Raw genomic sequence first — 23,244 nt, forward strand, 5'->3', positions numbered from 1 at the left:
CGATCGCGTGGCAACCAAGCGCATTCAAACCACCAAAGACCTGGCGATCAACGGAGCACCACCCGCCTTCGAGGAGCCGCTGCACGTCGGTCGTCCGAACATTGGCGACCAGAAACGCTTCCTCGAGCTGACCAGCCAGATCCTCGATAACCGCTGGCTCACCAACAACGGCCCCTTGGTTCGCGAACTTGAGTCGAAAATCGCGTCCCTGCTGGGCGTGAAGCATTGCATCGCCATGTGCAATGGCACCGTGGCGCTGGAAATCGCCATTCGAGCACTGGGTCTGGAAGGCGAGGTGATCGTACCTTCCTACACGTTCATCGCCACCGCTCACGCCCTGCACTGGCAGGCGATCACACCCGTTTTCGCAGACATCGACCCTTCCACGCACAACCTCGACCCTGACTCGGTGCGGCGAATGATCACCCCGCGCACCACGGGCATCATCGGTGTGCACTTGTGGGGTCGCGCCGCTCCGGTCGATGAGCTACAGGCCATTGCAGACGAGCATGGGCTGAAGCTCATGTTCGATGCCGCGCACGCCTTTGGCAGCACCTACAAGGGGCAGACCATCGGAAGCTTTGGCGCCTGCGAGGTGCTCAGCTTCCATGCAACCAAAGCTTTCAACACCATGGAGGGCGGTGCCGTCGTCACCAATGACGACGAGCTCGCCGAGACTATCCGCCTGATGCGCAACTTTGGCTTCAACGGCTATGACAACGTCATCCACCCCGGCACCAACGGCAAGATGATCGAAGTATGCGCCGCCATGGGGCTCGCCAACCTCGACGGCTTCGATGACATCGTCGCGGTCAACCGGCGCAACCATGACGCCTACAAGCGCGCGTTGAACGACATTCCTGGCATATCAGTGCTGGAATACGGATCCTCCGAGAGGAACAGCTATCACTACCTAGTAGTAGAAGTGGGCGCGCGTTGCCCGGCAGGCCGTGATGAGATTGTTGCCGCTCTCCAAGCTGAAAACATTCTGGCACGCAAGTACTTCTGGCCTGGCTGCCACAAGATGAAACCCTATCGCGACCTATATCCCCACGCTGGTTTGCTGTTGCCCAACAGCGAAGCTGTAGCCGGTCGAGTTATCGTGCTCCCGAACGGCGCCGCGGTGGATGATGTCGCGGTGTCCACCATCCGCGACGTCATCGTCGCACTTATCGACAAAAGGCCCATATCGTGACCATCGACGACTTCATCGAGAAATTCGCCTTCGCCATTGAGGTCGAAGCCGACACGCTCACGCCGGACACCCGTTTCAAGGAGCTCCCGAGCTGGGATTCACTCAACACGCTGGCGGTCATCGCCATGGCGGATGCCGACTATGGCGTGACCGTGACCGGACGTGACATCGAGGCGTCCTCAACGGTGAACGATATCTGGGCCATCGTTTCTTCGAAGAGCACGGCGGCAAAATGAACGCAGTCACGGGCGTCGCGCTCCGCGCGGTGACGGCAGCGACGCCGACCCGCGTGGCGCGCACGGCGGACTATGCCTATCTCGAACCTGAGGAACGCCAGCGTTTCCAGAAGGCTACCGGCATCGCCGAGCGCCGCATTGTGGCCGCGGGGCAGTGCGCGTCCGACCTTTGCCTGGCGGCAGCCAGGGCGGCACTGGCCCACCTCGACTGGGATCCGGCCAGCCTTGGTGCGCTGATCCTGATCACCCAGACCGGCGACCAGCCGGTCCCGGCAACCAGCATCGTGCTGCAGGACAAGCTCGGCCTGCCGTCGACCTGCATGGCGTTCGACATCAACCTCGGATGCTCGAGCTACCCCTATGGGCTGGCCGTGGCCGGCTCGGTGATGCGCACGCTGGGCATCACCCGCGGACTGCTGCTGATCGGGGACGTCTCCAGCCGTGTTTGCGCCGAGCATGACAAAAGCGCCTGGCCCTTGTTCGGCGATGCCGGTTCCGCCACCGCGCTGGAGCTGGACGAAAGCGCGCCTCCCATCCATCTCGACCTGTGCTCCGACGGTGCCGGCAAGGAGGCCATCATCATTCCCGGCGGCGGCCTGGCGTCCCGGCTGCCACCCGTCGACGGACGCATTGCCGATGTCACCGGCAGCGACGGCGTGCAGCGCCGCGCCGACAACCTGGTGCTGCGCGGCGCGGACATTTTCAGCTTCGCCATTTCGCGCGTGCCAGGCAGCATCCAGCGTGCCATCGCCAGCAGCGGCCGCGCGGCGCAGGACTTCGATTTCCTGCTGCTGCACCAGGCGAACCGGATGATCAACGACACCATCGCCCGCAAGCTCGGGTTCGCGCCGGATCGGGTGCCCACGTCGATCGAGCACTACGGCAACACGAGCTCGGCGTCCATCCCGGTGACCTTGTGCGCCAACGCCGCCTTGTTCGATGTACCCCGCTGGGTGGTCGCCTCGGGCTTCGGCGTGGGCCTGTCCTGGGGGAGCGCCACCTTCCAGCTGCCGGCGGCCGCCGTGCTCCCCTGCATCGACACCGACGATGTCTATTGATCGGCGCTGCTACGGCGATCCCGGCGTCTTCGCGCGCGAGCTGGAGACGATCTTCGCCGAGCGGTTGTTCGTCGGTACGCAGGCCGACTTTGCCCGGCCCGACGACTACCGCAGCCTGCGGATCGGCCGCAAGGCGGTGACCATTCGCCGCACGCGCAGCGGCGTGCGCGCGTTCGACAACGTCTGCCTGCACCGCAATGCGCTGATCGACTTGCCGGGTTGCGGCAACCGGCCGTTCCGTTGCGGCTACCACGGCTGGAGCTACGCCGACGATGGCGCACTCGCCGCGGCCCCGCTGGCCGATAGGGCCGGCATCGCCAGGTGCCGGCTGGGCAGTTACCCGGTCAGCGAATCGGACGGCCTGCATTTCCTTGGGCTGGGTGGCGCGGCACCGGTCGTCGACGAGGTGGCGCAGGTGCTGGCCGACACCGGCGTCGTGCCGGATACGCCGTTCCATGCCGCTGTCATGGAGCATGCCTGCAACTGGAAACTGCTGGTGGAGAACGTGCTCGAGGGCTACCACCTCAGTTTCGTCCATGGCAACAGCTTCAGGCCTGCGGGCTTCACCTCCACCGGCCGCTACGCCTGGCATGGCGGCCGACACACCTCGTGGAGCGAATTGCTCTCCGCCGACGCGGCGGACAAGACCGCGGCGCTTCGCCGCCTCGCGCCGCAGGCCGGGCACTTCTATCGCCATGCCTACGTCTTCCCGGACCTGTTCCTGTCCAATACCAATGGCCTGGTCGGTTTCCTCAGCCACGTCATCCCGGAGGACGCGACGCGCACGCGGCTGGCCTGGCGGCTGTTCGAGCTGCCTGCCCTCAAGGCGCTGCCGCCTGCGCTGCGGCAGCACATGCAAGAGGAGGCGATCGCCTTCACGCAGCAAGCGCTGGCGGAGGACAAGGTCCTGGTCGAGGCTTGCCAGCAGGGGCTGGAGGCGGAAGGCTTTGAGGTGCAGTTGCAGCCCCAGGAGGCGCGCATCGCGCACTTCCATGCGCTTTACCTGGCGAGGACGAACGATGTTTGAAGGCAAGACGCTGCTCGTTACGGGCGCTACTTCGGGGATCGGTTTCGCCACGACACGGCGATTGCTGGCCGAGGGCGCCAAGGTGGTGGCCGTCGGCCGCAATCCGCAGCGCCTTGCGGAACTTGTGCAGCATGGCGGCGACGCGGTGTTGCCACTGGCTTTCGACCTCACCGATTTCGCGCGCTATCGCGAGGTGCTCGCTCCGGTGCCGGCACTGGATGGCGTGGTCCATTCCGCCGGCATCGTGGAGAACAACCCGTTGCGCTTCTTCTCGCTGGAAACGCACCAGCGCATCGTGGCGATCAACCAGACGGCGCCACTGGCCCTGGTGGCCGAGCTCGCGCGCGGCAACAAGCTCAATGCCGGTAGCGCGATCGTCTTGCTTTCCTCCATCCTCGGTCCGGAAGTAGGCATCAAGGGCACGGCCAGCTATGCGGGCACCAAGGCGGCGTTGACTGCGTTTGCGCGGGTGATGGCACTGGAACTGGCACACAAGGGCATACGCGTGAACTGCGTGGCTCCCGGCATGGTGCAGACCGAACTCGTGGACGATCTCCATCAACTGTCGGAGGAGGCGTTGCAGGCCGATCGCGCCCGCTACCCGTTGGGCAAGCGCTACGCGACGGCTCTCGAGGTCGCCGCCGCCATCCGCTTCCTGCTCTCGTCCGATGCGGCCTTCATGACTGGCCAGACGCTTGTCGTCGATGGCGGATTCACGGCCCAATGAGCGCGAAGCCCCTCCTGCTGCTGGGTCGTGGCGGCTTTGGCCGCGAGGTGGCTGCGTGGATCTCGGCGCGAGCCATGCCGTTCGCCGTCATGGGCTTTCTCGACGATGAAAACCCCGGCGAGCCCGACGTGCTGGGACCGATCCAGGGCCATGAGCCGCGGCAGGACGCAAGCTACCTCACCTGTTTCGGTGACGGGCGTGCACGGCACAAGGTCCGCACGCAATTGCAGGCGCGCGGCGCGCGTTTCGCCAGCCTGGTTTCCCCCGACGCGATGACCGCGACGCCGCTGGAGGATGCAATCAACAGCATTTTCCTTGGCGCCTGCAGCATCTCCGCCGGCGTGGCGCTGGGTGACGACCTGCTGGTGCAGGGGTTCGCCGTGGTGGGTCACGACGTCGCCATCGGCACCGGCGTCACCATCAGCTCGCATGCCTTCATTGGCGGCCACGCCAGGCTGGGGCCGTTCTGCACGATTCATCCGCACGCCGTGGTGTTGCCGCATATCGTGGTCGGAGAGGGGGCCGTCGTTGGCGCAGGAGCCGTGGCAATCAGGGACGTCGCGCCATACACCACCGTCTTCGGCTCACCCGCCAAGGTCATCGCATACGGCAAGCCTCATGACTGACGTCTATCTCAACCTGATTGCCTCCGCACATGGCTCGCAAACCGAGTTCAACGATGCCGACACGTTGGGGCAGCCTGCCGCAGACTGCGATCGTATCGTCAAAAAGACTGGGGTACTGAGCCGACCGATCGTCGGGGAGAGGGAATACACCAGTGACCTGGCTTTGCGTGCCACGGAGCAATTGCTTCTGCAAAGCACGAGTACCGCCAGTGAATTTGACGGGCTGATCGTTTGCACGCAGACGCCCGATCACTTGATTCCCGGCGTCTCGTCGCGAGTACACGGCAAGCTTGGCTTCAGACAAGACTGCTACACCATGGACATCAACCAGGGTTGCAGCGGATTCATCTATGGCGCCCATCTCATGGCTGCGATGGTGCGGAGCAAGGCGTTGCAACAAGCAGTCTTGGTAAACGCCGACTGCTACACGCGGCTGATTCGGCACGATGACCTCACAACCCGCGTGTTGTTCGGCGACGCGGCGACTGCAACCATCTTCTCGACCCAGCCCAGTGGCTTTCGATTGCTCTATTCCCGCTGCTATGCGGACGGCACCGGCTATGAGGACTTCATCGCCCGGGGCTCGGCTATCCAGCCTGACAGAGGCATTGCCCAGGGCATCCATATGAATGGACCGGGCATCCTGTCATTCGCTCTGCGGGTGGTGCCAGACGCTGTTGATTCCGCATTGAAGGACAACGGGCTAAACAGGAAAGATATTCGGATGTTTGCTTTTCATCAGGCGAACAGTTTCGTTCTCGGCAAGCTTGCCTACAAGATGGGCCTGGAGAATGACCAAGTCCCGCAGAACTGCGCGGAACTGGGAAACACGGTGTCCGCGTCCATCCCGCTGCTGTTGCTGGACCAGCAGGATCATCTGAAGCGTGGTGATCTGGTTCTGGCGATAGGCTTCGGCGTAGGTCTGTCCTGGGGGGGAGCGCTGCTTGAGTATGTAGGCAACGACTGAACCTGCTACTCACGGCGCTTACACATATGTCAAATCTCGAACGACGTGCGGCCAATGCAGCATGGTGGAGCACGCTGGAGATCCTGACACGCTACGGCGTGCAGTTTCTTGTCATGGTTGTGTTGGCGCGACTGCTCTCGCCGGCCGATTTTGGCCTGATTGCGATTTTGTTGGTATTTACCAGCGTCGGCACGCTGCTGGTCGACTCGGGTTTCGGGGCGGCACTGGTACAGCGCCAGCGCACAACAGCTGACGACGAAACTACCGTCTTCATCTTCACGGTCGGCGCGAGCATTCTCACCGCCAGCATTCTGGTGCTCGCCGCTCCGGCCATTGCAGTCTTTTTCCACGAGCCAAGGCTGGCAAATCTGACTCGCGTCATGGCGCTGGTGTTGCCGCTCGGAGCTCTCGCTTCAGTGCCAGATGCGCTGTTGACGATGCGGCTCGACTTCAAGGCGCGCGCACGTGCGGAAGTGATTGCCTCGTTGTGCTCGGGAGCCGTAGCGGTGGTGCTGGCATTGCGTGGGTTCGGCGTGTGGAGCCTGACGTGGCAGAGCATCGTTTCGATCGGCGCACGAGGACTCCTGTTGTGGCTCTATTCCGGATGGCGGCCGCGCGGTCGCTATAGCGGAGCATCGTTCCGCAGCCTGTTCGGGTTCGGTGGCTACATGCTGCTCTCGGGATTGCTCAACGCGGCTGCCATGCGCCTGCAATCGCTGTTGATCGGCAAGTTGTTCGATGCAAGCTCACTGGGGTACTACACCCTCGCGCAGAATACCCAACAGGCTCCCGCCTCGTTGATTGACGGCATTCTTAAACGGGTGGGCTTACCGGTCTTTTCCACGATCGCGCAGGACCGGGCCAGGCTGCGATCTGCCTTCAGGGCGTCGCTGCGCATGGCGATGTTCCTGTTTGTCCCCTGCATGGTGGGTATCGCGCTAGTCGCCAGGCCGCTGATCGAACTAGTTTACGGAGCACGCTGGAGCCCCGCGGCGCCCATCCTGAGCATTCTGTCCCTGAGCGCCGCACTGTGGCCCATCCACGTACTCAACTTGGCGGCCATCGGTGCACAGGGGCGATCGAATCTGCTGTTGAGGGTGGAAGTTATCAAGCAAGTCGTAGGTATCCTGCTGATCGCCAGTGCCTCACCCTGGGGACCGCTTGCCATCGCCTGGGCCGTACTTTTCTCTAGCCTTTTTGGCGTAGGCATGAACGCCTATTACTCGAAAAGACTGCTCGATTACGGCCCATTCGCGCAGTTGCTAGATCAGTCCGCGACCTTCGCATTGTCGCTGGTGGCGGCACTGGTTGGCTGGATGATTCTGCAATGGGCGAGGCCCGGGCCCGCGTCGATGCTTGGTGCCATTGCGGCGGCAGGCATGGTTTATGGCACGCTGGCCGTTCTTACGCGAAATACTGCGCTGAACGGCTTGTTGACCATCGTGCGCACGCTGCGCGAGAGGTCCGACACACCGACCCAATGATGCCTGTCAACGAGACCGCAACATGACGCCAGCGTCCAACAGTGACGTATCGCACGATAGCCACGAAATCAGTGACCACCTTGCACTGGTCAAGCAGCCTGTTGTCAGTGTGCTCATGCTCGCCTACAACCACGGCCCCTACCTGGCGCAAGCGATCGACAGCGTGCTGGCCCAGCGAACCGACTTGCCGATCGAGTTGCTTATCGGCGAAGACTGCTCGACCGACAACACCCGTGACGTCGCACTGCGGTATCAAGAGGCGCATCCGGACATCATCCGGGTCATCACTGCCGACAGGAACGTTGGCTCGACCTTGAATCATCGACGAATCCTGCTCGCTGCGCGTGGCGAGTTTTACGCCTATCTCGACGGCGACGATTACTGGCTTCCGGGAAAGCTTCTTCGTCAAATCAACTACTTGCGCGAGCATTCTGACTGTGTCGCAGTCTTTACCAATGCCCAGACGGTCGATCAGAACAGCCAAAGCATCGGTATATTCAATGATGTCGGAGATGGGCAGTTCGGCTTGGGCGCACTTTTGCGTCGAGGCAATTTTCTCAACAACAGCTCGGTGGTCTATCGCGCGACATCTCGCTCAGCCCTGCTCGAAATCGAAGTTGCATCAATCGACTATCGCGGGCATTTACTGCTGGCTCGAAACGGCTTCTTGGCACATTTGTCAGAACCGTTGGTTTCCTACCGTATCGGTTCGACTGGATCGATGGTGGCACACGATAACAACCGTGTTCGCCAGCTCTACTGGGAGGCAATTATGAGTGTGCCTCGTGAGATGGTCACAGATGATGACCTCGCACACGGCATCGCCGACTTCATCCGACGCGTATTCTATCGGTCGCTGCGGACGCGCCAGATCAAGCTGCTGAGGGAGTGGTTGCCACGCGCGTTGCGCGCATCGCCATATGGAACGACACGGACTATTTTACTGGCAGCTGGATCGATTCTGCGCATTGCTTACAAGGAAGTCATCGGCCGAATCCGCAAAGACGCGCGCGGTAATCCATCCAAAGTGCTATATCGTCGCTAGCGTGCCTCACTGGAACATGATGAAACTCGTCAAACTCGCCAAATATGTGCTAGCGGGCTGGGTACCTGGCGGCCGGTGCCGGTGTGTGTTATGTGGCCACCGAGTATGGCGTTTCATGCCTTACATGCATGGGTCGGCAGGCGTGCCTGAACTTATGCGCGTAATCGACACTGTTGGCAGCGACCCCGATTGGTTTGAATGTCCCCGTTGCGGAGCACACGACCGAGAGCGGCACTTATTGATGTATCTGGAGAAGACCAACATGCTGGCGGGCATGCGTGGTAAGTCCGTGCTGCATTTCGCACCGGAAAGGCGACTTGCACTACGCATTATCGATGTGGCGCCCGCTCGATACGTTCCCTGCGACCTCTACCCGAGCTCCCCCAATGTACAGCGTGTCGATATGCTTCAAATGCAGTTCGCCGATCAGTCGTTTGACCTGGTCATCGCAAACCACGTACTAGAGCACGTCGACGACGATGTGAGGGCGCTCAACGAAGTTCGTCGCGTGCTCAAGCCCGGGGGGTATGCCATCCTGCAGACGCCGTACAGCGAAAAATTGCATCGTACTTGGCAGGACCCGGGCATCGACACGGATGCTGCGCGACTGCAGGCTTATGGCCAAGCCGATCATGTCCGCCTGTTCGGGCGGGACATCTTCGATCGCATCGCATCGCAGGGATTCGACAACCTGGTCGGGCGACACGACGAACTGTTGCCCGGTGTCGACACCTTGCACACCGGCGTCAATCCGGCCGAACCGTTTTTCCTGTTCCGCAGAAGGTCAACCGGCTAGGTCAGGTCAGGCAAGCCGTGCCGGACCAGCACGCGGAGTTTCTGGGGGATCTTGTCCAGCAACCCGACATAACTCCAGAAGCCCATGACGCGCCCGGCCTGCGCTGCACTGCGCGCCTTGATCAGCGTCGGCAGGAGGCCAACGGCCCCCTTGATCGCCGGCCAGTAGATGCGTGTCCAGACACCGACGTCACGCATCAACGCACACAGGGCGAAGCCTTCAAGACAGAGCACCGCTAGATGGATCAGGAACCAGGGCCAGGCAGCCCAGGTCGGGGTACAGACCAGCACCAGGCACGCCCTGTTGCGCTCGCTGAGAAAACGCCGCCGATAGCTCGTCCGCAACTTGCCGTCGACGACGCGATTGCCGCCGAAACTTGTTCCCTGCCGATGGAGATAGCCGCTGCGTTCCACTACGGAGACGACGCCTCCCTTCAAGCGTGCAAGCAGGCACAGGTAGGTATCCTCCACGTTCGAGACCATCCACTCGGGAAAGCCGCCGAGGGCCATCCACGCGCTCCTGCCGATGAACAGACAGGCGCCCTGGACGTACGCCAGATCGGCCCGGCCCGGGAGCCGCGAAGGCATCGGCGTGTGGAACACGTCCAGCCGCACGCCCCTGTCGACAAGCGCCCCGGACTCCGGGTCGTACTGCGGTAGCGAGAGGACCGTCAGTTCCGGCTGACCTTCCGCCGCATCGACGAGAACCTCGAGCGCATCGGGCCTGAGGGTCGCGTCATTGTTGAGCAAGAGCAGAAACCGCCCTCTTGCCCTCAAAGCCATGCGGTTGTTCGCCAGGCAGTACCCGACATTCTTCGAGCTCTCGATGACTTCCACACGTGGATGGCGTGACCTCAGCACCGCAAGGGATGCATCGCTGGACGCATCATCATGCACGATGATTTCAACGGGGTATGGGAGGGTCTGTGCGTAGACGGACTCGAGGCACGGGTCGAGTAGTTGCTCTCCGTTGAAATTCGCTATGCATACGCTGACCAGAGGATCCGGAGCGCCCCGCTCACGGTCCGTATTCATGCAAGGCTCCGGTAAAGATCCAGATGCATGCGCGCGATCGTGGGCCAGTCATAGCCGCTGACGGCCCGAAGCTGGAGCTGCCCGGCAACGGCAAGCGTATCGGGAGCACGCAGCTTTTCGAGCAGCCTGCGGGCAAGCTCGTCCGCGTCCCCTGGGCGGACTATCCAGGTGTCGTCGATGGCCAGGTCGGGAAGCGCGCCGACGCGACTGACCAGGACGGGACAACCCATCGCTGCCGCACGACAGGCTGCGCCGGATTGGCCGGAGAGCCGACGATAAGGGAATACCGATAGTGCGCTGACCCTGATCAACGCGTCGATGTCCTCGTCGCTCTGAAACCCTTCCAACAGAACGATTCGGTCGCGCAAGGCGCGGCCTTCAAGCATCGCCTGGATGCCGGCCGCCTCCTCGCCGGTGCCGGCCAGGGAAGCAGCCAGTCTCCCGCCGATGCCCTGCCGACCGCCCCACAGCCGCCCCGCGATCACCAGGACGACGTCGTCGAGTTCCGATCGCACGCTCGACCAGGCTTCGAGCAGCACATCCAGCCCCTTGTAACCCCGCAGATTCCCGAACAGCAGGACATGCCGCCGGGAGGGAGAGAGGCCGAGGCGCCGGTAATCCTGCTCGCTGGCCGGTGCTGGCTGCCGGAGTGGCGCGAGACCATGCGGAACGACGTGCACGGGTGGCGTGCGGCGTCCCAATCGTCGCAGCACGTCTTCGCGCGCCGCCTCCCCATGCACCACCAGCGCGTCGGCGCTGCGCAGCAGCCGGTCTTCGAGCATCCGGAACATGCCGGACTTTTCGTGCGGCAGCGGATTGTGGACCGTCACGAGGACCTTCTTGCCCCGGCGATGCGCCATCGCGGCAAGGGGCCATAGATAGCTCGAAAGGGGCGGGGCCCAGTGCTGGATATGAATGACATCCGCCGGCGCCCGTGCGACCTGGTTCCAACTGAGGGGGCTGGCCCAATGCAGGGCGCCGCCCGGTCCTTTCGCGCCCCCTCGCTCCGCGGGATGAAGCACGGACGGATAGGCGCTGGCAAAATCCACCCTGTCGACCTGTAGCCCCTCTTCCCGAGGCATGCTCCCGAACAGCGCATCACCATACGGACTGAGCCCGCGCACCGGTTGCCCGAACTGACAAACGAGCTGGACCCGCGTCATGGGTGTGAACGCCGTTCGTGGAGGCCGGGGAGTTCTTCCTCACTCATGTCAGTTCGACTGACGGTAGATCAGGCTCGTGATCTGCTCCGACACCAGGCCAATCAGAAAGACGATGACGGCAGCGCTCCACAACAGCGTGCTCATGTTGGTCAGGCGGTTGTATGCATGCAGTGTGTACGCATAGTTCAAGCAGCCGAGCAGGAAGAAGACCGCGCTCGCCGGAACGAAGAGCTTCAGGGGCGAGTACAGCGTGGCGATCTTGAAGATGATCAACAGAAAGCGCATGCCGTCGCGCAGCGGCCGGATATGGCTGGTGGTGCCGTCGCGCTGGGCCACGTGGATGGGTTCGTAGGCCAACGGGTAGGCGCTGCGGAAGAACGCCATCGTGCTGGTGGTGGGATAGCTGAAACCGTTGGGCAGCAGATACAGGAATTCGCGGAACTTGTCCGCGCGTACCGCACGGAAGCCGGAGGTCAAATCCATCACGCGGTGGCCCGTCATCTGCGTGGCCAGCCAGTTGTAGAGGGTGTTGGCGACGCCTCGTCCGACCCCCGCCTGTCCCTCCCAGGAGCGAGCTCCGACCACCATGTCGTAGCCCTGCTCCAGCCGGGCAAGCAGGCGGGCGACATCGGCCGGATCGTGCTGGCCGTCGCCATCCATGAACACCAGCACATCACCCGTGGCCGCCCGGGCACCGCGCTTGATCGCCGCGCCGTTGCCCATCGAGTAAGGGGAGGACAGGCAGGTCACCCCGGATCGGGCGCAGACCTCCCGGGTGTCGTCGGTCGAGCCGTCGTCGACCACGATGATTTCCGCCTCCGGGTACAGGGAGTTCAGGGCGGGCAACAGATGGGCGAGCGCTGGCGCCTCGTTCTTGGCGGGAAGGATGATGCTTGTCTTCAAACCAGGATTCCCCCGACGGTGGCTGGTGATCATAGCGCGGCGACCTCGCCTGCCGCTGCGCCCCGCCCCGGCCAAAGCCGGGACTGCTTCGCATCTCCCGGAAATGGGTCCGACCGGAGCGCTTGCGAGTGATGACCGCCCTGCTAGAGTGGAGTAAATTCCACGTGAATCAGCGGGCTGGGGCAGATTTCACCATGTCATCTCAAGTACAGGCATCTCTTGCTGGTCTCTCGGGCATGGCCCGCAGGCTGGTTTCGGAGGGCGTGGTGCCTGAGGCCGATGTCCGCAAGGCCGTGGCGGACTCGACCCAGGCCAAGGCCACGCTGGCCACCTGGCTGCTGGATCACCAGCTGGTCGACAGCACGCGCTTCACCCAGGTGGCCTCGGTCGAGTTCGGCATGCCGATGATGGATGTCACCGCACTGGCGCCGGCCAGCATGCCGCTGAACCTGATCAGCGAGGCATTGATCACCAAGCATCGCGCCCTGCCGCTGTTCCGTCGCGGCAAGCGGCTGTATGTCGGTATCGCCGACCCGATGCAGTCGCACGCGCTGGACGAGATCAAGTTCCACTCCAACTGCATGGTGGAGCCGATCCTGGTCGAGCGAGGGCAGCTGCAGCGGGCGATCGACGGTGCGATGAGCACCATGAACGCCAACATCTCCGACATGGGCGGCAGCGATCTCGACGACCTCGAGCTCGAGACCTCCGGTGGCGACGAGGAGGCCGACCAGACCGGCATCGACGCCACCGGGGGCGACGACGCCCCGGTGGTGAAGTTCGTCAACAAGGTGCTGGTCGATGCGATCCGGCGGGGCGCCTCGGACATCCACTTCGAGCCGTTCGAGACCCAGTACCGCGTGCGCTTCCGCATGGACGGCATGCTGCGCGCCGTGGCCAGCCCACCGATGAAGCTGGCAAGCCGGATCTCCTCGCGCCTGAAGGTGATGGCCCAGCTGGACATCGCCGAGAAGCGCGTGCCGCAGGACGGGCGCATCAAGCTCAACCTGTCCAAGAGCCGCGCGGTCGACTTCCGTGTCAGCACCCTGCCCACGCTGTTCGGCGAAAAGATCGTGCTGCGTATCCTGGACGGCTCGGCCGCCAAGATCGGCATCGAGAAGCTGGGCTACGAGCCAGAGCAGCAGAAACTCTACGTGGATGCGATCCACAAGCCCTACGGCATGGTGCTGGTGACCGGCCCCACCGGCTCGGGCAAGACGGTGTCGCTCTACACCGCGCTCAACATGCTCAACACCGCCGAACGCAACATTTCCACCGTGGAAGACCCGGTGGAAATCCGTGTCGAGGGCATCAACCAGGTGCAGCAGAACACCAAGCGCGGCATGACCTTCGCCGCAGCGCTGCGCTCCTTCCTGCGCCAGGATCCGGACGTGATCATGGTCGGCGAAATCCGCGACCTGGAGACCGCCGAGATCGCCATCAAGGCGGCGCAGACCGGTCACATGGTGCTGTCGACGCTGCACACCAACGACGCCTCGCAGACCATCTCGCGACTGATGAACATGGGCATCGCGCCCTACAACATCACCTCGTCCGTCACCCTTATCGTGGCGCAGCGCCTGGCCCGGCGACTGCATGAATGCAAGAAGCCGATCGAGTTGCCGCCCGAAGCGCTGCTGGCGGCCGGCTTCAGCCAGAAGGACATCGACGAGGGCATGACCATCTACGAGGCGGCCGGTTGCGATGGCTGCAACGAGGGCTACAAGGGGCGCGTGGGCATCTACCAGGTGATGCCGATGCTCGAGGAGATCCAGAAGATCATCCTCAAGGGCGGCAATGCGCTGCAAATCGCCGAGACAGCCAAGGCGGCCGGCATCAACGATCTCCGCGCCTCGGCCCTGCTCAAGGTGAAGCACGGCCTGACCAGCCTGACCGAGATCGACCGCGTCACCAAGGACTGAAGCGCCGGGTTCCGTGGCCCGCGACACATTGCGGATGCGTGTCCTGCCACGGAAAACGGCATCGGAAATGCAATAAGCTGTACCAGTTACCGCCGGCCACGGGCCGGTTCAAGGTGGGATGAGGGGGAGACGCATGGCTACGGCGACGGCAAAGAATCCGCGGGATCTGGGCGCCCAGCGGGCCCAGGTCAGTCAGGCGACCGTGTACGACTGGGTGGCCCTGGACAAGCGCGGCAAGCGCATGAAGGGCGAGATGCCCGCCAAGAACGCCTCGCTGGTCAAGGCGGAACTGCGCCGCCAGGGCATGAATCCGCAGACGGTGAAGGAACGGGGCAAGCCGCTGTTCGGCGCCACCGGCAGTACGGTCAAGCCGCGCGACGTGGCCATCTTCAGTCGCCAGATCGCCACCATGATGGCTTCGGGCGTGCCGATGGTGCAGTCCTTCGAGATCATCGCCGACGGCCAGAAGAACGTCCGCTTCAAGAACATCCTGACGGACGTGAAGCAGGGCATCGAGGGCGGCGCCTCGCTGAACGAGGCCTTGGCCAAGTACCCCGTCCAGTTCGACGAGCTCTACCGCAACCTGGTCCGCGCCGGCGAATCGGCCGGTGTGCTGGATACCGTGCTGGACACGGTGGCCACCTACAAGGAGCGGATGGAGGGCATCAAGGCCAAGATCAAGAAGGCCCTGTTCTACCCGGTGATGGTGCTGGCCGTGGCGCTGCTGGTCAGCATGATCATGCTGCTGTTCGTGGTGCCGGTATTTGCCCAGACGTTCCGCGACGCCGGCGCGGAGCTCCCCGCGCCCACCCAGATCGTGATCAATGCCTCGGAGTTCATGAAGGCGTACTGGTGGCTGGTGATCGGCAGCATCGTCGGCGGCGTCGTGGCGCTGGTGATGGGCAAGAGGCGTTCGGTCAAGTTCGCCCATTTCCTCGACCGCCTGATGCTGAAGCTGCCGGTGATCGGCAACATCCTGCGCCAGTCGGCCATCGCCCGCTTCGCCCGCACGCTGGGCGTGACCTTCAAGGCGGGCGTACCGCTGGTGGAAGCACTCGATGCGGTGGCCGGCGCGACCGGCAGCGTGGTCTACAGCGACGCCGTGAAGGCCATGCGCGACGACATCGCCGTCGGCCACCAGCTGCAGCTGGCCATGCGCCAGACCGGCCTGTTCCCCAACATGGTGGTGCAGATGACCGCGATCGGCGAGGAATCCGGCGCCCTGGACAGCATGCTGTTCAAGGTGGCCGAGTTCTATGAGGAAGAGGTCAACAACGCCGTCGATACCCTGTCCACCCTGCTCGAGCCGCTTATCATGGTGATCCTGGGCGTGCTGGTGGGCGGCATGGTGATCTCGCTCTACCTGCCGATCTTCAAGCTGGCGGCGACCGTCTAGGAGAGCCCGCCCGGGTCTCGTGGCCCCTTCCCCCGCGGGAAGGGGCCTTTTCTTTTCCGCGACAGGCAAACCATGACCGACCTGCCCCTCTGGATGTGGATCGTTTCCGCCGGCGTGCTCGGCCTGCTGGTGGGCAGTTTCCTCAACGTGGTGATCCTGCGCCTGCCCGCCAGGCTCGAAGCCGAATGGCGGGCCGATGCCATCGCCGTGCTCGAACTGGAGGGAGAGCCGCAGGCACCGCCGCCGGGCATCGTGTTCGAGCCTTCGCACTGCCCGAAGTGCAAGCACCGGCTGGCGTTCTACGACAACATCCCGGTCTTCGGCTGGCTGCTGCTGCGAGGGCGCTGCCGCTATTGCAGCGAACCCATCTCGGCACAGTATCCGCTGGTCGAGCTGGTCACCGGCCTGTGCAGCGCGGCGATCGTCTGGCGTTTTGGCGCAGGCTGGCCGGCACTGGCCGGACTGGCCTTCACCTGGGCCCTGATCGCCCTGTCCGGCATCGACCTGCGCACGCAGCTGCTGCCCGACCAGATCGTCTATCCGTTGCTGTGGCTGGGTCTGCTGCTGTCGCTGGCCCCCTTCCTCGTACAACCGGGCCCGGCCATTCTCGCCGCGGCCATCGGCTACCTCAGCCTGTGGAGCGTGTACTGGGGGTTCAAATTGCTCACCGGGAAGGAGGGCATGGGACACGGCGACTTCAAGCTGCTCGCCGCCCTTGGCGCCTGGATGGGGCTGGGCTGCCTGCTGCCGGTCGTGCTGCTGTCGTCGCTGATCGGTGCGATCGTGGGTGGCACGCTGATGGCGCTGAAGCGCCACGAACGCGATGTCCCGATGCCGTTCGGTCCTTTCATCGCGGCCGCGGGCTGGGTCTGGTTCGTCGCGGGCGACCAGCTGTGGGCGGCCTACGCCCACCTCACCGGATTGCACTGAGGCATCCGTGTCCGGCTTCGTGGTCGCACTCACCGGGGGCGTCGCTGCGGGCAAGAGCGCCGTGGAAGACCGCTTCCGCGCCCTCGGCGTCGGCGTGCACGACGCCGACCGCGCGGCACGCGAGGTGATCGAGCCGGAGACACCTGGCCTGGCCGCCATCGTGGAGGCTTTCGGCGGTGAGGTGCTGGGCGCCGACGGACGCCTCGACCGCCCATCCATGCGACGTCGCATTTTCGCCGACCGCGATGCCCGCCATACGCTCGAGGCGATCATCCACCCACGCGTTCGCCAGTGGCTGCGCGACCGCGCCGACGATGATCCGGGGCCTTACTGCATCCTGGCCATCCCCCTGCTGGTGGAAAACCTGGCGCATTACCGCTGGGTCGATCGCGTGCTGGTGGTCGACGTGGATCCGCAGGAACAGGTGCGCCGGCTGATGCGGCGCGACGCCGTGGACGAGGCACTGGCCCGGCGCATGCTGGCCAGCCAGGCATCGCGCGAACAACGACTGGCCATCGCCGACGACGTGATCGACAACGGCGGCCCCGAAGACGCCCTGGACGAGCAGGTGCGCGCCCTGCATGCGCGCTATCTCGCGCTTGCCCGCGCCTGAGAAGTCAGCTCCCGAGCAGGGTCCGGAGAATCGCCTGGTCGGCTGGCGCCAGTTGCGTGGGGGTGAGCGCCTCGGGTCGATGCCATTGCAGGCCCTGCCCCTCCAGCGGGCAGGGAGTGCCGTCCCAGGCGGTCACGACCCAGGTGTCCAGCAACAGGTGAAACGCGTCGTACCGCCAGGGCAGCACCAGCAGCGGATACGCCTCGCGCACCTCGATGCCCAGCTCCTCGCGCAGCTCGCGCACGAGTCCGGCGAACGGAATCTCGTCCGGCTCGAGCTTGCCACCGGGAAACTCCCATAGCCCGGCCAGATGCTTGCCGGGCGGGCGCTCGGTGACCAGCACCGCACCATCATGCCGGCGCAGCACGCCGGCCATGACATGCAGCGGTCCGGGCAGGGCCATCAGGCGTTGCGGATGTACTCGACCATGTCGAAGTCGTACGCGTGGTCAGCGTCCGCCTTGTGGTGGGTCCGCGAAACCTCGGTCCACTCGCTGAAATGGACGCCCGGGAAAAAGGTGTCAGCGCCATCCACTGCAGCGTTCACCCAGGTCAGGTACAGGCGCTGGGCTACCGGAAGCGCCTCGGCATAGACCTGGCCACCGCCGATCACCATCAGGCCCGTGCCGTCGGCACGCGCACGCGCCTCCTCGATCGAGCGCACCGTGACCTGCCCCGGAAACGGCGCCTCGTGGCGCTTGCTGAGCACCAGATTGGTGCGGCCCGGCAACGCCTTGCCGATCGCCAGCGCGGTGTTGTAGCCCATCAGCACGTACTTGCCGAGGGTGAGCTCCTTGAACCAGCGCAGGTCGTCCGGCAAGTGCCAGGGCAACTGGCCCTTGCGGCCGATGGCGAAGTTCTCGTCGAGGGCGGCGATCAGCGAAACGGCCATGACAATCCTTGCTGCGAAAGTGGCAACGCAGTGCGCCCGGGGCGCACCGTTAACCGGCGGATTCTACCGCGCATCGACGGGCACGGCACCCTTGACGGCCGGGTACGGGGTCCCGCAGGCGGTCATGCGGGGTCGATCAGACGGCCACGGGGGCCTTGATCGCCGGATGCGACTGGTAACCCTCGATGGCCACGTCCTCGTAGCGGAAGTCGAAGATCGAGCGTACCCCGGGGTTCAGCCGCAGCGTCGGCGGCGGCAGCGGCTCGCGTGTGAGCTGCAGCCTCGCCTGCTCCAAATGGTTGTTGTACAGGTGCGCGTCGCCCAGCGTGTGGACGAAATCCCCGACCTCGAGGCCGCAGACCTGCGCCACCATGTGGGTCAACAGGGCGTAGCTGGCGATGTTGAACGGCACGCCGAGGAAGATGTCGCCCGAGCGCTGGTACAGCTGGCAGCTCAGCCGCCCGTCCGCGACGTAGAACTGGAACAGCGTGTGGCAGGGCATCAGCGCCATTTTCGGCAGCTCGCCCACGTTCCATGCGCTGACGATCAGCCGGCGCGAATCGGGATTGCGGCGGATCTCGTCCACCACCCAGCGGATCTGGTCCACCGCGCCACCATCGGCCGTGGGCCAGCTGCGCCACTGCGCGCCGTAGACCGGCCCGAGATCGCCGTGGGCATCGGCCCACTCGTCCCAGATGCTGACCCCGTTCTCCTTGAGGTAGGCGATGTTGGTTTCGCCGCGCAGGAACCAGATCAGCTCGTGGACGATCGAGCGCAGGTGCAGCTTCTTGGTGGTGACCAGCGGGAAGCCCCGCGCCAAGTCGAAACGCATCTGCCAGCCGAACACGCTGCGCGTGCCGGTGCCGGTGCGGTCGGATTTTTCGGTGCCGTGTTCCAGCACATGGCGAAGCAGGTCGAGGTAGGCGCGCATCCGCCAAGATTACCAGCCGCCGCCCGTCGACCGGGAGGCATGACAAGGGTCACTCCCCGGCACCGGCGCACGCGCCTAGACTCGGACTTTTCCCAGGGAGGCAACGCAGATGGCCCAGTGGTACTTCAGCTACGGCAAGGACGCCGAACGGATCGGCCCGCTCGACGACATGGCGGCCCGCGAGCAGGCGCGGCGCCAGCCCGACGGCTACTGCTGGCGCGAGGGGTTCACCGAGTGGAAGCCGGTCCGCGCGGTCGGCGAGCTGGCCTCCGGCCTGGGAACGACGTCGATGCCACCACCGGCGCCGCCGCTGCAGGGAGCCGGCGCCGACGAGATCGACTACCGCATCGTCGGCACCGACATGCAGTTCGTCGAGATCGAGCTGGACCCGGGCGAGAGCGCCGTGGCCGAGGCCGGCGCCCTCATGTACAAGGAATCCGACATCCAGATGGATACGGTCTTCGGCGACGGCTCGGCCGCCAGCCAGGGCGGCGGCCTGATGGACAAGCTGCTGTCGGCCGGCAAGCGCGTGATCACCGGCGAAAGCCTGTTCACCACCGTATTCACCCATGCCGGCAGCGGCAAGGCCAAGGTGGCGTTCGCCGCGCCCTACCCCGGCACGGTGATGGCGATGAAGCTGTCCGAGCACAACGGCCGGCTGATCTGCCAGAAGGACTCGTTCCTGGCCGGCGCGCGGGGCGTGCAGCTGGGCATCTTCTTCCAGCGCAAGATCCTCACCGGCCTGTTCGGCGGCGAGGGCTTCATCATGCAGAAGCTCGAAGGCGACGGCTGGGTGTTCGTGCATGCCGGCGGCACCGTGGTGCAGCGCGAGCTCAAGGCCGGCGAGCGGCTGGATGTGGACACCGGCTGCGTGGTCGCCTTCCACGATACGGTGAGCATGGACGTGAAGCCCGTCGGCGGCATCAAGAGCATGTTCTTCGGCGGCGAGGGCATGTTCCTGGCAACCCTGACCGGGCCCGGCACGGTGTGGCTGCAGTCGCTGCCGTTCTCGCGCATGGCCGGACGCATGCTGGCGGCGGCGCCGCAGGGCGGCGGACAGCGGCGCGGCGAGGGTTCGATCCTCGGCGGACTGGGCGACATCCTCGGCGGCGACCGCAACTTCTGAGGTCCCGCAAGGCGCTCGTCACACGGTAGGAGCCCGCTCGCGGGCGATGCCTTTCCTGCCCGCTTCGATGCGGATCAGGAGCAGGAGCATCGCCCGCGAGCGGGCTCCTACCCGGCCGCCAGCGGCAGCACCGGGGCGCGCCGCGACATCGCGAGCAGCACCAGCCCCACGACGATCAGCGGGATCGACTGCACCTGGCCCATGGTCAGCCAACCCCAGGCCAGGTAGCCCAGCTGCGGATCCGGCACGCGCACGAACTCCACCGCGAAGCGGAAGCAGCCATACAGCAGCGCGAACAGGCCGGAGACGAGATAGCGCGGCCGCGGCTTGAGCGACACCAGCCAAAGCACCGCGAACATCAACACGCCTTCCAGCGCCAGCTCGTACAGCTGCGAGGGGTGACGTGGCAGGCCGCCGAACTGCTGCAGGCGCTCGGTCAACGAGGGGTTGCCGGCCGCCAGTTGCAGATCCTCTTCGCGTGAACCGGGGAAAATCATCGCCCACGGCACGTCGCCGGGCTTGCCCCACAACTCGCCGTTGATGAAGTTGCCCAGCCGCCCCAGCCCCAGACCCAGAGGCACCATCGGCGCCACGAAATCGATCGTGTCGAACGGATGCAGCCGGTGCCGGCGCGACCACCACCAGCCCGCCAGCACCACACCGAGCAGGCCGCCGTGAAAGCTCATGCCTCCGTCCCACACCTTGAACAGGGCCAGCGGGTCGCGCCAGATCCAGCCGGGGCCGCCGGCGTAGTAGAACAGCATGTACCAGACGCGGCCGCCGACGATCACGCCCATCATGCCGTAGAACATCAGGTCGCCCAGCGCGTCGCGGCTCACCGGCAACCGGCCCCTGCGCCGACGGTACTCGGCCAGCGTCGCGACCAGCAGAAAGCCTAACAGGTACATCAGTCCGTACCAGTGCACCTGCAATGGCCCGAGGCTGAAGGCCACGGGATCGAACTGGACGACAAAGGGCTGGGTCATGGCGAGCCGACGGCAAAAAGGGCAAGTCTAGCCGTCGGCCCGCCGTTCCGGAAAACCGAAGGGGTGCCGCGGCGGATGGATATACTGCCCATTCAGGGAAACAGGGGACCCGGTCGAGTTGCCGGGACACCGGGCGCGAGGCTCCTCCGCGCCCGGTCGCGCATGGAGGAGCATCCAGGGGGATACACATGCAGAAGCATCTTGGGATGGCGCTGTTGGGCGCAGTGCTGGGTTGCGTGACGGTGGCCGCCGGCGCCACCGATCTGATTCCAGTCGAGTCGTTCGCCAGGCATCCCGCGATATCGACGCCACGCCTGTCGCCGGACGGCCAGTACCTCGCGGTACGCATGGATGGCGACGATGGCGCGCACGCGCTGGTGGTTTTCCAGGTTGCCGACATGAGCCATCCGGCCAGCATGCTGCGGATGCCCAAGTACGAGGTGCCAGCCAATTTCGTCTGGGTAAGCCCGACCCGGCTGATCATCGAGAAGGGCCGCGAGTACGGCTCGATCGAGCAGCCCAGGCTGACCGGCGAGATCCTCGCTACCGACTTCGACGGCAAGAACCAGGATTACCTGTTCGGCATCGATGCCATGAAGTACGGGAGGCGCGCATCCACCCGCGGCACCGACCGCGGCTGGGGCTTCTTCGACGGCAAACCGGACCACGCCAACGGCCATTTCTACATGGCCGCCGAAGGCTGGGACAGTAACCACCAGAGCTCGCTGTACGACGTGGATGCCGAGCGCAACACGCGACACCTGATCGGTGACATCGGCGTGTCGGGCATGAGCTTCATGGTCGGCAAGGATGGCCAGGCACATTACGCCTTCGGCACCAACATCGACTTCGACTACGTCGTCTACCACCGGGTGGGCTCGAGCTGGTCGCCGATGACGCCGTCCCAGGTCGGCGTCCGGTTCAACCCGCTGGAAAGCACGCCCGACGGCCAGCACGTGTATGCGACCTACAGCGCTGACGGCGGCCCCAGTTCGCTCGTATCGATGGCCGAGGACGGCAGCGACCGCCAGGTGATCGCCCGCGCGGACTTCGGCAGCGTGGGCGTGATCGAATGGACGGCGAAGCCGGAACAGCCCTTCGCGACGACGCTGGCTACCGGTGTGCCGACGCCCCGCTACGTCGATCCGAACGCGCCGATGGCCAAGCTGCACCGGGCGCTGAGCCTGAAGTTCCCGGGCAGCTACGTGCACTTCGTCAACTTCAGCGACGACGGCAGCGAGCTGCTGTTCGGCGTCAGCAGCGACCGCACGCCAGGCACCTACTTCCTCATCAATACCCGTACCTACAAGGTGCAGAAGCTGTTCGACGTGGAGCCATGGATCAATCCGGCGCAGATGGCCGAACGGCGGCCGGTGACCTTCATCGCCCGCGACGGCACGCCGATCGAGGCGATCCTGACGCTGCCCAGAGGCGCCGGCGAAAAGAACCTGCCGATGGTGCTGCTGCCGCATGGCGGCCCGATCGGCATCGAGGACGACTGGTTCTACGACAGCGACGCGCAGTTCCTCGCCAACCGCGGCTATCTGGTACTGCAGATCAATTTCCGCGGTTCGGGCGGACGCGGCGTGGACTTCCAGCAGGCCGGCTACCAGCAGTGGGGCACCGGCATCGTGCAGGACCTGATCGACGGGACCAGGTGGACCATCGCCCAAGGCTACGCCGATCCCAAGCGGATCTGCGTCTATGGCGCCAGCTACGGCGGCTATGCCGCGATGATGGCGCCGATCCGCGCCCCCGGCCTGTTCAAGTGCGCCGTCGGCTACGCCGGCATCTACGACATGGCCATGCGCTACAAGAAGGGCGACACTCGCGAGAGCGAGCTGGGGCGCAACGCCTTGCGCGCCGAAATGGGCGACGACACCGCCACGCTTGACGCCAATTCGCCGGACAAGCTCGCCGACAAGATCGACGTCCCCGTGCTGCTGATCCACGGCGAAGACGACCAGCGCGCGCCCTTCGCCCAGTTCAAGGCCATGACCGCCGCGCTCGATGCGGCACACAAGCCTTACCAGACCCTGGTCAAGCCGGGAGAAGGACACGGCTTCTACGACGAGAAGAACAACATCGACCTGCTGAACACACTGCAGGCCTTCCTCGAGAAGCACATCGGCAAGGGCGGCTGAGCCTTGACGCCCGAAAGGAAAGAGGCCGCCCCTGGGCGGCCTCT

At 64.7% G+C, this 23,244-nt stretch carries 23 protein-coding genes; 16 read left to right on the top strand and 7 right to left on the bottom strand.

Going from position 1 to position 23,244, the window contains the following annotated elements; genetic code table 11:
- Positions 1-7 precede the first annotated feature (7 nt).
- The 10 genes from C693_RS0112865 (at position 8) to C693_RS0112910 (ending at position 9,161) form a co-directional block, all read left to right on the top strand.
- On the top strand, positions 8-1,195 hold the full coding sequence (locus C693_RS0112865; RefSeq protein WP_017462691.1) for a DegT/DnrJ/EryC1/StrS family aminotransferase: 1,188 nt from the start codon (positions 8-10) through the stop codon (positions 1,193-1,195).
- The gene (locus C693_RS0112870) at positions 1,192-1,431 is read left to right on the top strand and encodes an acyl carrier protein (RefSeq protein WP_017462692.1); all 240 of its coding nucleotides are present in this window, start codon (positions 1,192-1,194) and stop codon (positions 1,429-1,431) included. Before C693_RS0112865 ends, C693_RS0112870 begins: the two co-directional genes overlap by 4 nt.
- A complete protein-coding gene (locus C693_RS21790; RefSeq protein WP_017462693.1) occupies positions 1,428-2,489 on the top strand; it encodes a 3-oxoacyl-ACP synthase III family protein in 1,062 nt (353 codons plus the stop codon). The genes C693_RS0112870 and C693_RS21790 overlap by 4 nt, the downstream gene beginning before the upstream one ends.
- Entirely contained in the window at positions 2,479-3,516 is a 1,038-nt protein-coding gene (locus C693_RS0112880) for an aromatic ring-hydroxylating oxygenase subunit alpha (RefSeq protein ID WP_017462694.1), read from the top strand. The genes C693_RS21790 and C693_RS0112880 overlap by 11 nt, the downstream gene beginning before the upstream one ends.
- Entirely contained in the window at positions 3,509-4,243 is a 735-nt protein-coding gene (locus C693_RS0112885; protein ID WP_026107399.1) for an SDR family NAD(P)-dependent oxidoreductase, read from the top strand. Before C693_RS0112880 ends, C693_RS0112885 begins: the two co-directional genes overlap by 8 nt.
- Positions 4,240-4,869, top strand: a complete 630-nt coding sequence (locus tag C693_RS22685) for a hypothetical protein (RefSeq protein WP_017462696.1) — start codon at positions 4,240-4,242, stop codon at positions 4,867-4,869. Before C693_RS0112885 ends, C693_RS22685 begins: the two co-directional genes overlap by 4 nt.
- Positions 4,862-5,836, top strand: a complete 975-nt coding sequence (locus C693_RS0112895) for a 3-oxoacyl-ACP synthase III family protein (protein WP_017462697.1) — start codon at positions 4,862-4,864, stop codon at positions 5,834-5,836. Before C693_RS22685 ends, C693_RS0112895 begins: the two co-directional genes overlap by 8 nt.
- Before the next feature lie 26 nt (positions 5,837-5,862).
- Positions 5,863-7,320 (top strand): lipopolysaccharide biosynthesis protein, encoded by a 1,458-nt coding sequence (locus C693_RS21800; protein WP_083868308.1) that lies wholly within the window; start codon positions 5,863-5,865, stop codon positions 7,318-7,320.
- A 22-nt stretch (positions 7,321-7,342) separates the two neighbouring features.
- Positions 7,343-8,365 (top strand): glycosyltransferase, encoded by a 1,023-nt coding sequence (locus C693_RS22690; RefSeq protein WP_017462699.1) that lies wholly within the window; start codon positions 7,343-7,345, stop codon positions 8,363-8,365.
- 241 nt (positions 8,366-8,606) lie between these two features.
- Entirely contained in the window at positions 8,607-9,161 is a 555-nt protein-coding gene (locus C693_RS0112910; protein ID WP_241762670.1) for a methyltransferase domain-containing protein, read from the top strand.
- On the opposite strand, the gene C693_RS0112915 is transcribed toward C693_RS0112910, so the two are convergent.
- From C693_RS0112915 to C693_RS0112925, 3 genes are read right to left on the bottom strand one after another with little or no spacing between them, the layout of a single operon-like run.
- Positions 9,158-10,195, bottom strand: coding sequence for a glycosyltransferase family 2 protein (locus C693_RS0112915; RefSeq protein WP_017462701.1), 1,038 nt, complete (start codon positions 10,193-10,195; stop codon positions 9,158-9,160). The genes C693_RS0112910 and C693_RS0112915 overlap by 4 nt on opposite strands.
- Positions 10,192-11,358 carry a glycosyltransferase family 4 protein gene (locus C693_RS0112920; protein ID WP_017462702.1) on the bottom strand — a complete coding sequence of 389 codons (1,167 nt, stop codon included), beginning with the start codon at positions 11,356-11,358 and terminating at the stop codon, positions 10,192-10,194. The genes C693_RS0112915 and C693_RS0112920 overlap by 4 nt, the downstream gene beginning before the upstream one ends.
- A gap of 48 nt (positions 11,359-11,406) precedes the next feature.
- The gene (locus C693_RS0112925) at positions 11,407-12,294 is read right to left on the bottom strand and encodes a glycosyltransferase family 2 protein (protein ID WP_052329395.1); all 888 of its coding nucleotides are present in this window, start codon (positions 12,292-12,294) and stop codon (positions 11,407-11,409) included.
- 161 nt (positions 12,295-12,455) lie between these two features.
- On the opposite strand from C693_RS0112925, the gene pilB reads away from it, so the two are divergent.
- The 4 genes from pilB (at position 12,456) to coaE (ending at position 17,122) form a co-directional block, all read left to right on the top strand.
- Positions 12,456-14,183 (top strand): type IV-A pilus assembly ATPase PilB, encoded by a 1,728-nt coding sequence (pilB, locus tag C693_RS0112930; protein WP_026107401.1) that lies wholly within the window; start codon positions 12,456-12,458, stop codon positions 14,181-14,183.
- Between the two features lie 133 nt (positions 14,184-14,316).
- Positions 14,317-15,579, top strand: a complete 1,263-nt coding sequence (locus tag C693_RS0112935) for a type II secretion system F family protein (RefSeq protein WP_017462705.1) — start codon at positions 14,317-14,319, stop codon at positions 15,577-15,579.
- Between the two features lie 72 nt (positions 15,580-15,651).
- Positions 15,652-16,509, top strand: coding sequence for a prepilin peptidase (locus C693_RS0112940; RefSeq protein ID WP_017462706.1), 858 nt, complete (start codon positions 15,652-15,654; stop codon positions 16,507-16,509).
- Between the two features lie 7 nt (positions 16,510-16,516).
- Positions 16,517-17,122 carry a dephospho-CoA kinase gene (coaE, locus tag C693_RS0112945; protein WP_017462707.1) on the top strand — a complete coding sequence of 202 codons (606 nt, stop codon included), beginning with the start codon at positions 16,517-16,519 and terminating at the stop codon, positions 17,120-17,122.
- A 4-nt stretch (positions 17,123-17,126) separates the two neighbouring features.
- On the opposite strand, the gene C693_RS0112950 is transcribed toward coaE, so the two are convergent.
- The 3 genes from C693_RS0112950 to C693_RS0112960 form a co-directional block, all read right to left on the bottom strand.
- Entirely contained in the window at positions 17,127-17,525 is a 399-nt protein-coding gene (locus tag C693_RS0112950; protein ID WP_017462708.1) for an NUDIX domain-containing protein, read from the bottom strand.
- On the bottom strand, positions 17,525-18,013 hold the full coding sequence (locus C693_RS0112955) for a dihydrofolate reductase (RefSeq protein WP_017462709.1): 489 nt from the start codon (positions 18,011-18,013) through the stop codon (positions 17,525-17,527). Before C693_RS0112955 ends, C693_RS0112950 begins: the two co-directional genes overlap by 1 nt.
- A gap of 136 nt (positions 18,014-18,149) precedes the next feature.
- Complete coding sequence (locus C693_RS0112960; RefSeq protein ID WP_017462710.1) at positions 18,150-18,944, bottom strand: thymidylate synthase; 795 nt, start codon at positions 18,942-18,944, stop codon at positions 18,150-18,152.
- Between the two features lie 109 nt (positions 18,945-19,053).
- On the opposite strand from C693_RS0112960, the gene C693_RS0112965 reads away from it, so the two are divergent.
- Entirely contained in the window at positions 19,054-20,070 is a 1,017-nt protein-coding gene (locus C693_RS0112965; RefSeq protein ID WP_017462711.1) for a TIGR00266 family protein, read from the top strand.
- 107 nt (positions 20,071-20,177) lie between these two features.
- Here the strand turns inward: C693_RS0112965 and lgt are convergent, their stop codons facing one another.
- On the bottom strand, positions 20,178-21,056 hold the full coding sequence (gene lgt, locus C693_RS0112970) for a prolipoprotein diacylglyceryl transferase (protein WP_017462712.1): 879 nt from the start codon (positions 21,054-21,056) through the stop codon (positions 20,178-20,180).
- 188 nt (positions 21,057-21,244) lie between these two features.
- Here lgt and C693_RS0112975 point away from each other — a divergent pair, with 188 nt between their 5' ends.
- A complete protein-coding gene (locus tag C693_RS0112975) occupies positions 21,245-23,200 on the top strand; it encodes an alpha/beta hydrolase family protein (protein ID WP_017462713.1) in 1,956 nt (651 codons plus the stop codon).
- The last annotated feature ends 44 nt before the right edge of the window (positions 23,201-23,244 follow it).

This window comes from Dyella ginsengisoli LA-4, assembly GCF_000334915.1.
GTDB lineage: Bacteria > Pseudomonadota > Gammaproteobacteria > Xanthomonadales > Rhodanobacteraceae > Dyella_A > Dyella_A ginsengisoli_A.

What these genes read in the sequence shown, in the direction of transcription:
- C693_RS21790 (WP_017462693.1), top strand. Translation starts at nt 1,428, where the DNA reads ATGAACGCAGTCACGGGCGTCGCGCTCCGCGCGGTGACGGCAGCGACG.
- C693_RS0112880 (WP_017462694.1), top strand. Translation starts at nt 2,479, where the DNA reads ATGTCTATTGATCGGCGCTGCTACGGCGATCCCGGCGTCTTCGCGCGC.
- C693_RS0112885 (WP_026107399.1), top strand. Translation starts at nt 3,509, where the DNA reads ATGTTTGAAGGCAAGACGCTGCTCGTTACGGGCGCTACTTCGGGGATC.
- C693_RS22685 (WP_017462696.1), top strand. Translation starts at nt 4,240, where the DNA reads ATGAGCGCGAAGCCCCTCCTGCTGCTGGGTCGTGGCGGCTTTGGCCGC.
- C693_RS0112895 (WP_017462697.1), top strand. Translation starts at nt 4,862, where the DNA reads ATGACTGACGTCTATCTCAACCTGATTGCCTCCGCACATGGCTCGCAA.
- C693_RS21800 (WP_083868308.1), top strand. Translation starts at nt 5,863, where the DNA reads ATGTCAAATCTCGAACGACGTGCGGCCAATGCAGCATGGTGGAGCACG.
- C693_RS22690 (WP_017462699.1), top strand. Translation starts at nt 7,343, where the DNA reads ATGACGCCAGCGTCCAACAGTGACGTATCGCACGATAGCCACGAAATC.
- C693_RS0112910 (WP_241762670.1), top strand. Translation starts at nt 8,607, where the DNA reads ATGTATCTGGAGAAGACCAACATGCTGGCGGGCATGCGTGGTAAGTCC.
- C693_RS0112915 (WP_017462701.1), bottom strand. Translation starts at nt 10,195, where the DNA reads ATGAATACGGACCGTGAGCGGGGCGCTCCGGATCCTCTGGTCAGCGTA.
- C693_RS0112920 (WP_017462702.1), bottom strand. Translation starts at nt 11,358, where the DNA reads ATGACGCGGGTCCAGCTCGTTTGTCAGTTCGGGCAACCGGTGCGCGGG.
- C693_RS0112925 (WP_052329395.1), bottom strand. Translation starts at nt 12,294, where the DNA reads ATGATCACCAGCCACCGTCGGGGGAATCCTGGTTTGAAGACAAGCATC.
- pilB (WP_026107401.1), top strand. Translation starts at nt 12,456, where the DNA reads ATGTCATCTCAAGTACAGGCATCTCTTGCTGGTCTCTCGGGCATGGCC.
- C693_RS0112935 (WP_017462705.1), top strand. Translation starts at nt 14,317, where the DNA reads ATGGCTACGGCGACGGCAAAGAATCCGCGGGATCTGGGCGCCCAGCGG.
- C693_RS0112940 (WP_017462706.1), top strand. Translation starts at nt 15,652, where the DNA reads ATGACCGACCTGCCCCTCTGGATGTGGATCGTTTCCGCCGGCGTGCTC.
- C693_RS0112950 (WP_017462708.1), bottom strand. Translation starts at nt 17,525, where the DNA reads ATGGCCCTGCCCGGACCGCTGCATGTCATGGCCGGCGTGCTGCGCCGG.
- C693_RS0112955 (WP_017462709.1), bottom strand. Translation starts at nt 18,013, where the DNA reads ATGGCCGTTTCGCTGATCGCCGCCCTCGACGAGAACTTCGCCATCGGC.
- C693_RS0112960 (WP_017462710.1), bottom strand. Translation starts at nt 18,944, where the DNA reads ATGCGCGCCTACCTCGACCTGCTTCGCCATGTGCTGGAACACGGCACC.
- C693_RS0112965 (WP_017462711.1), top strand. Translation starts at nt 19,054, where the DNA reads ATGGCCCAGTGGTACTTCAGCTACGGCAAGGACGCCGAACGGATCGGC.
- lgt (WP_017462712.1), bottom strand. Translation starts at nt 21,056, where the DNA reads ATGACCCAGCCCTTTGTCGTCCAGTTCGATCCCGTGGCCTTCAGCCTC.
- C693_RS0112975 (WP_017462713.1), top strand. Translation starts at nt 21,245, where the DNA reads ATGCAGAAGCATCTTGGGATGGCGCTGTTGGGCGCAGTGCTGGGTTGC.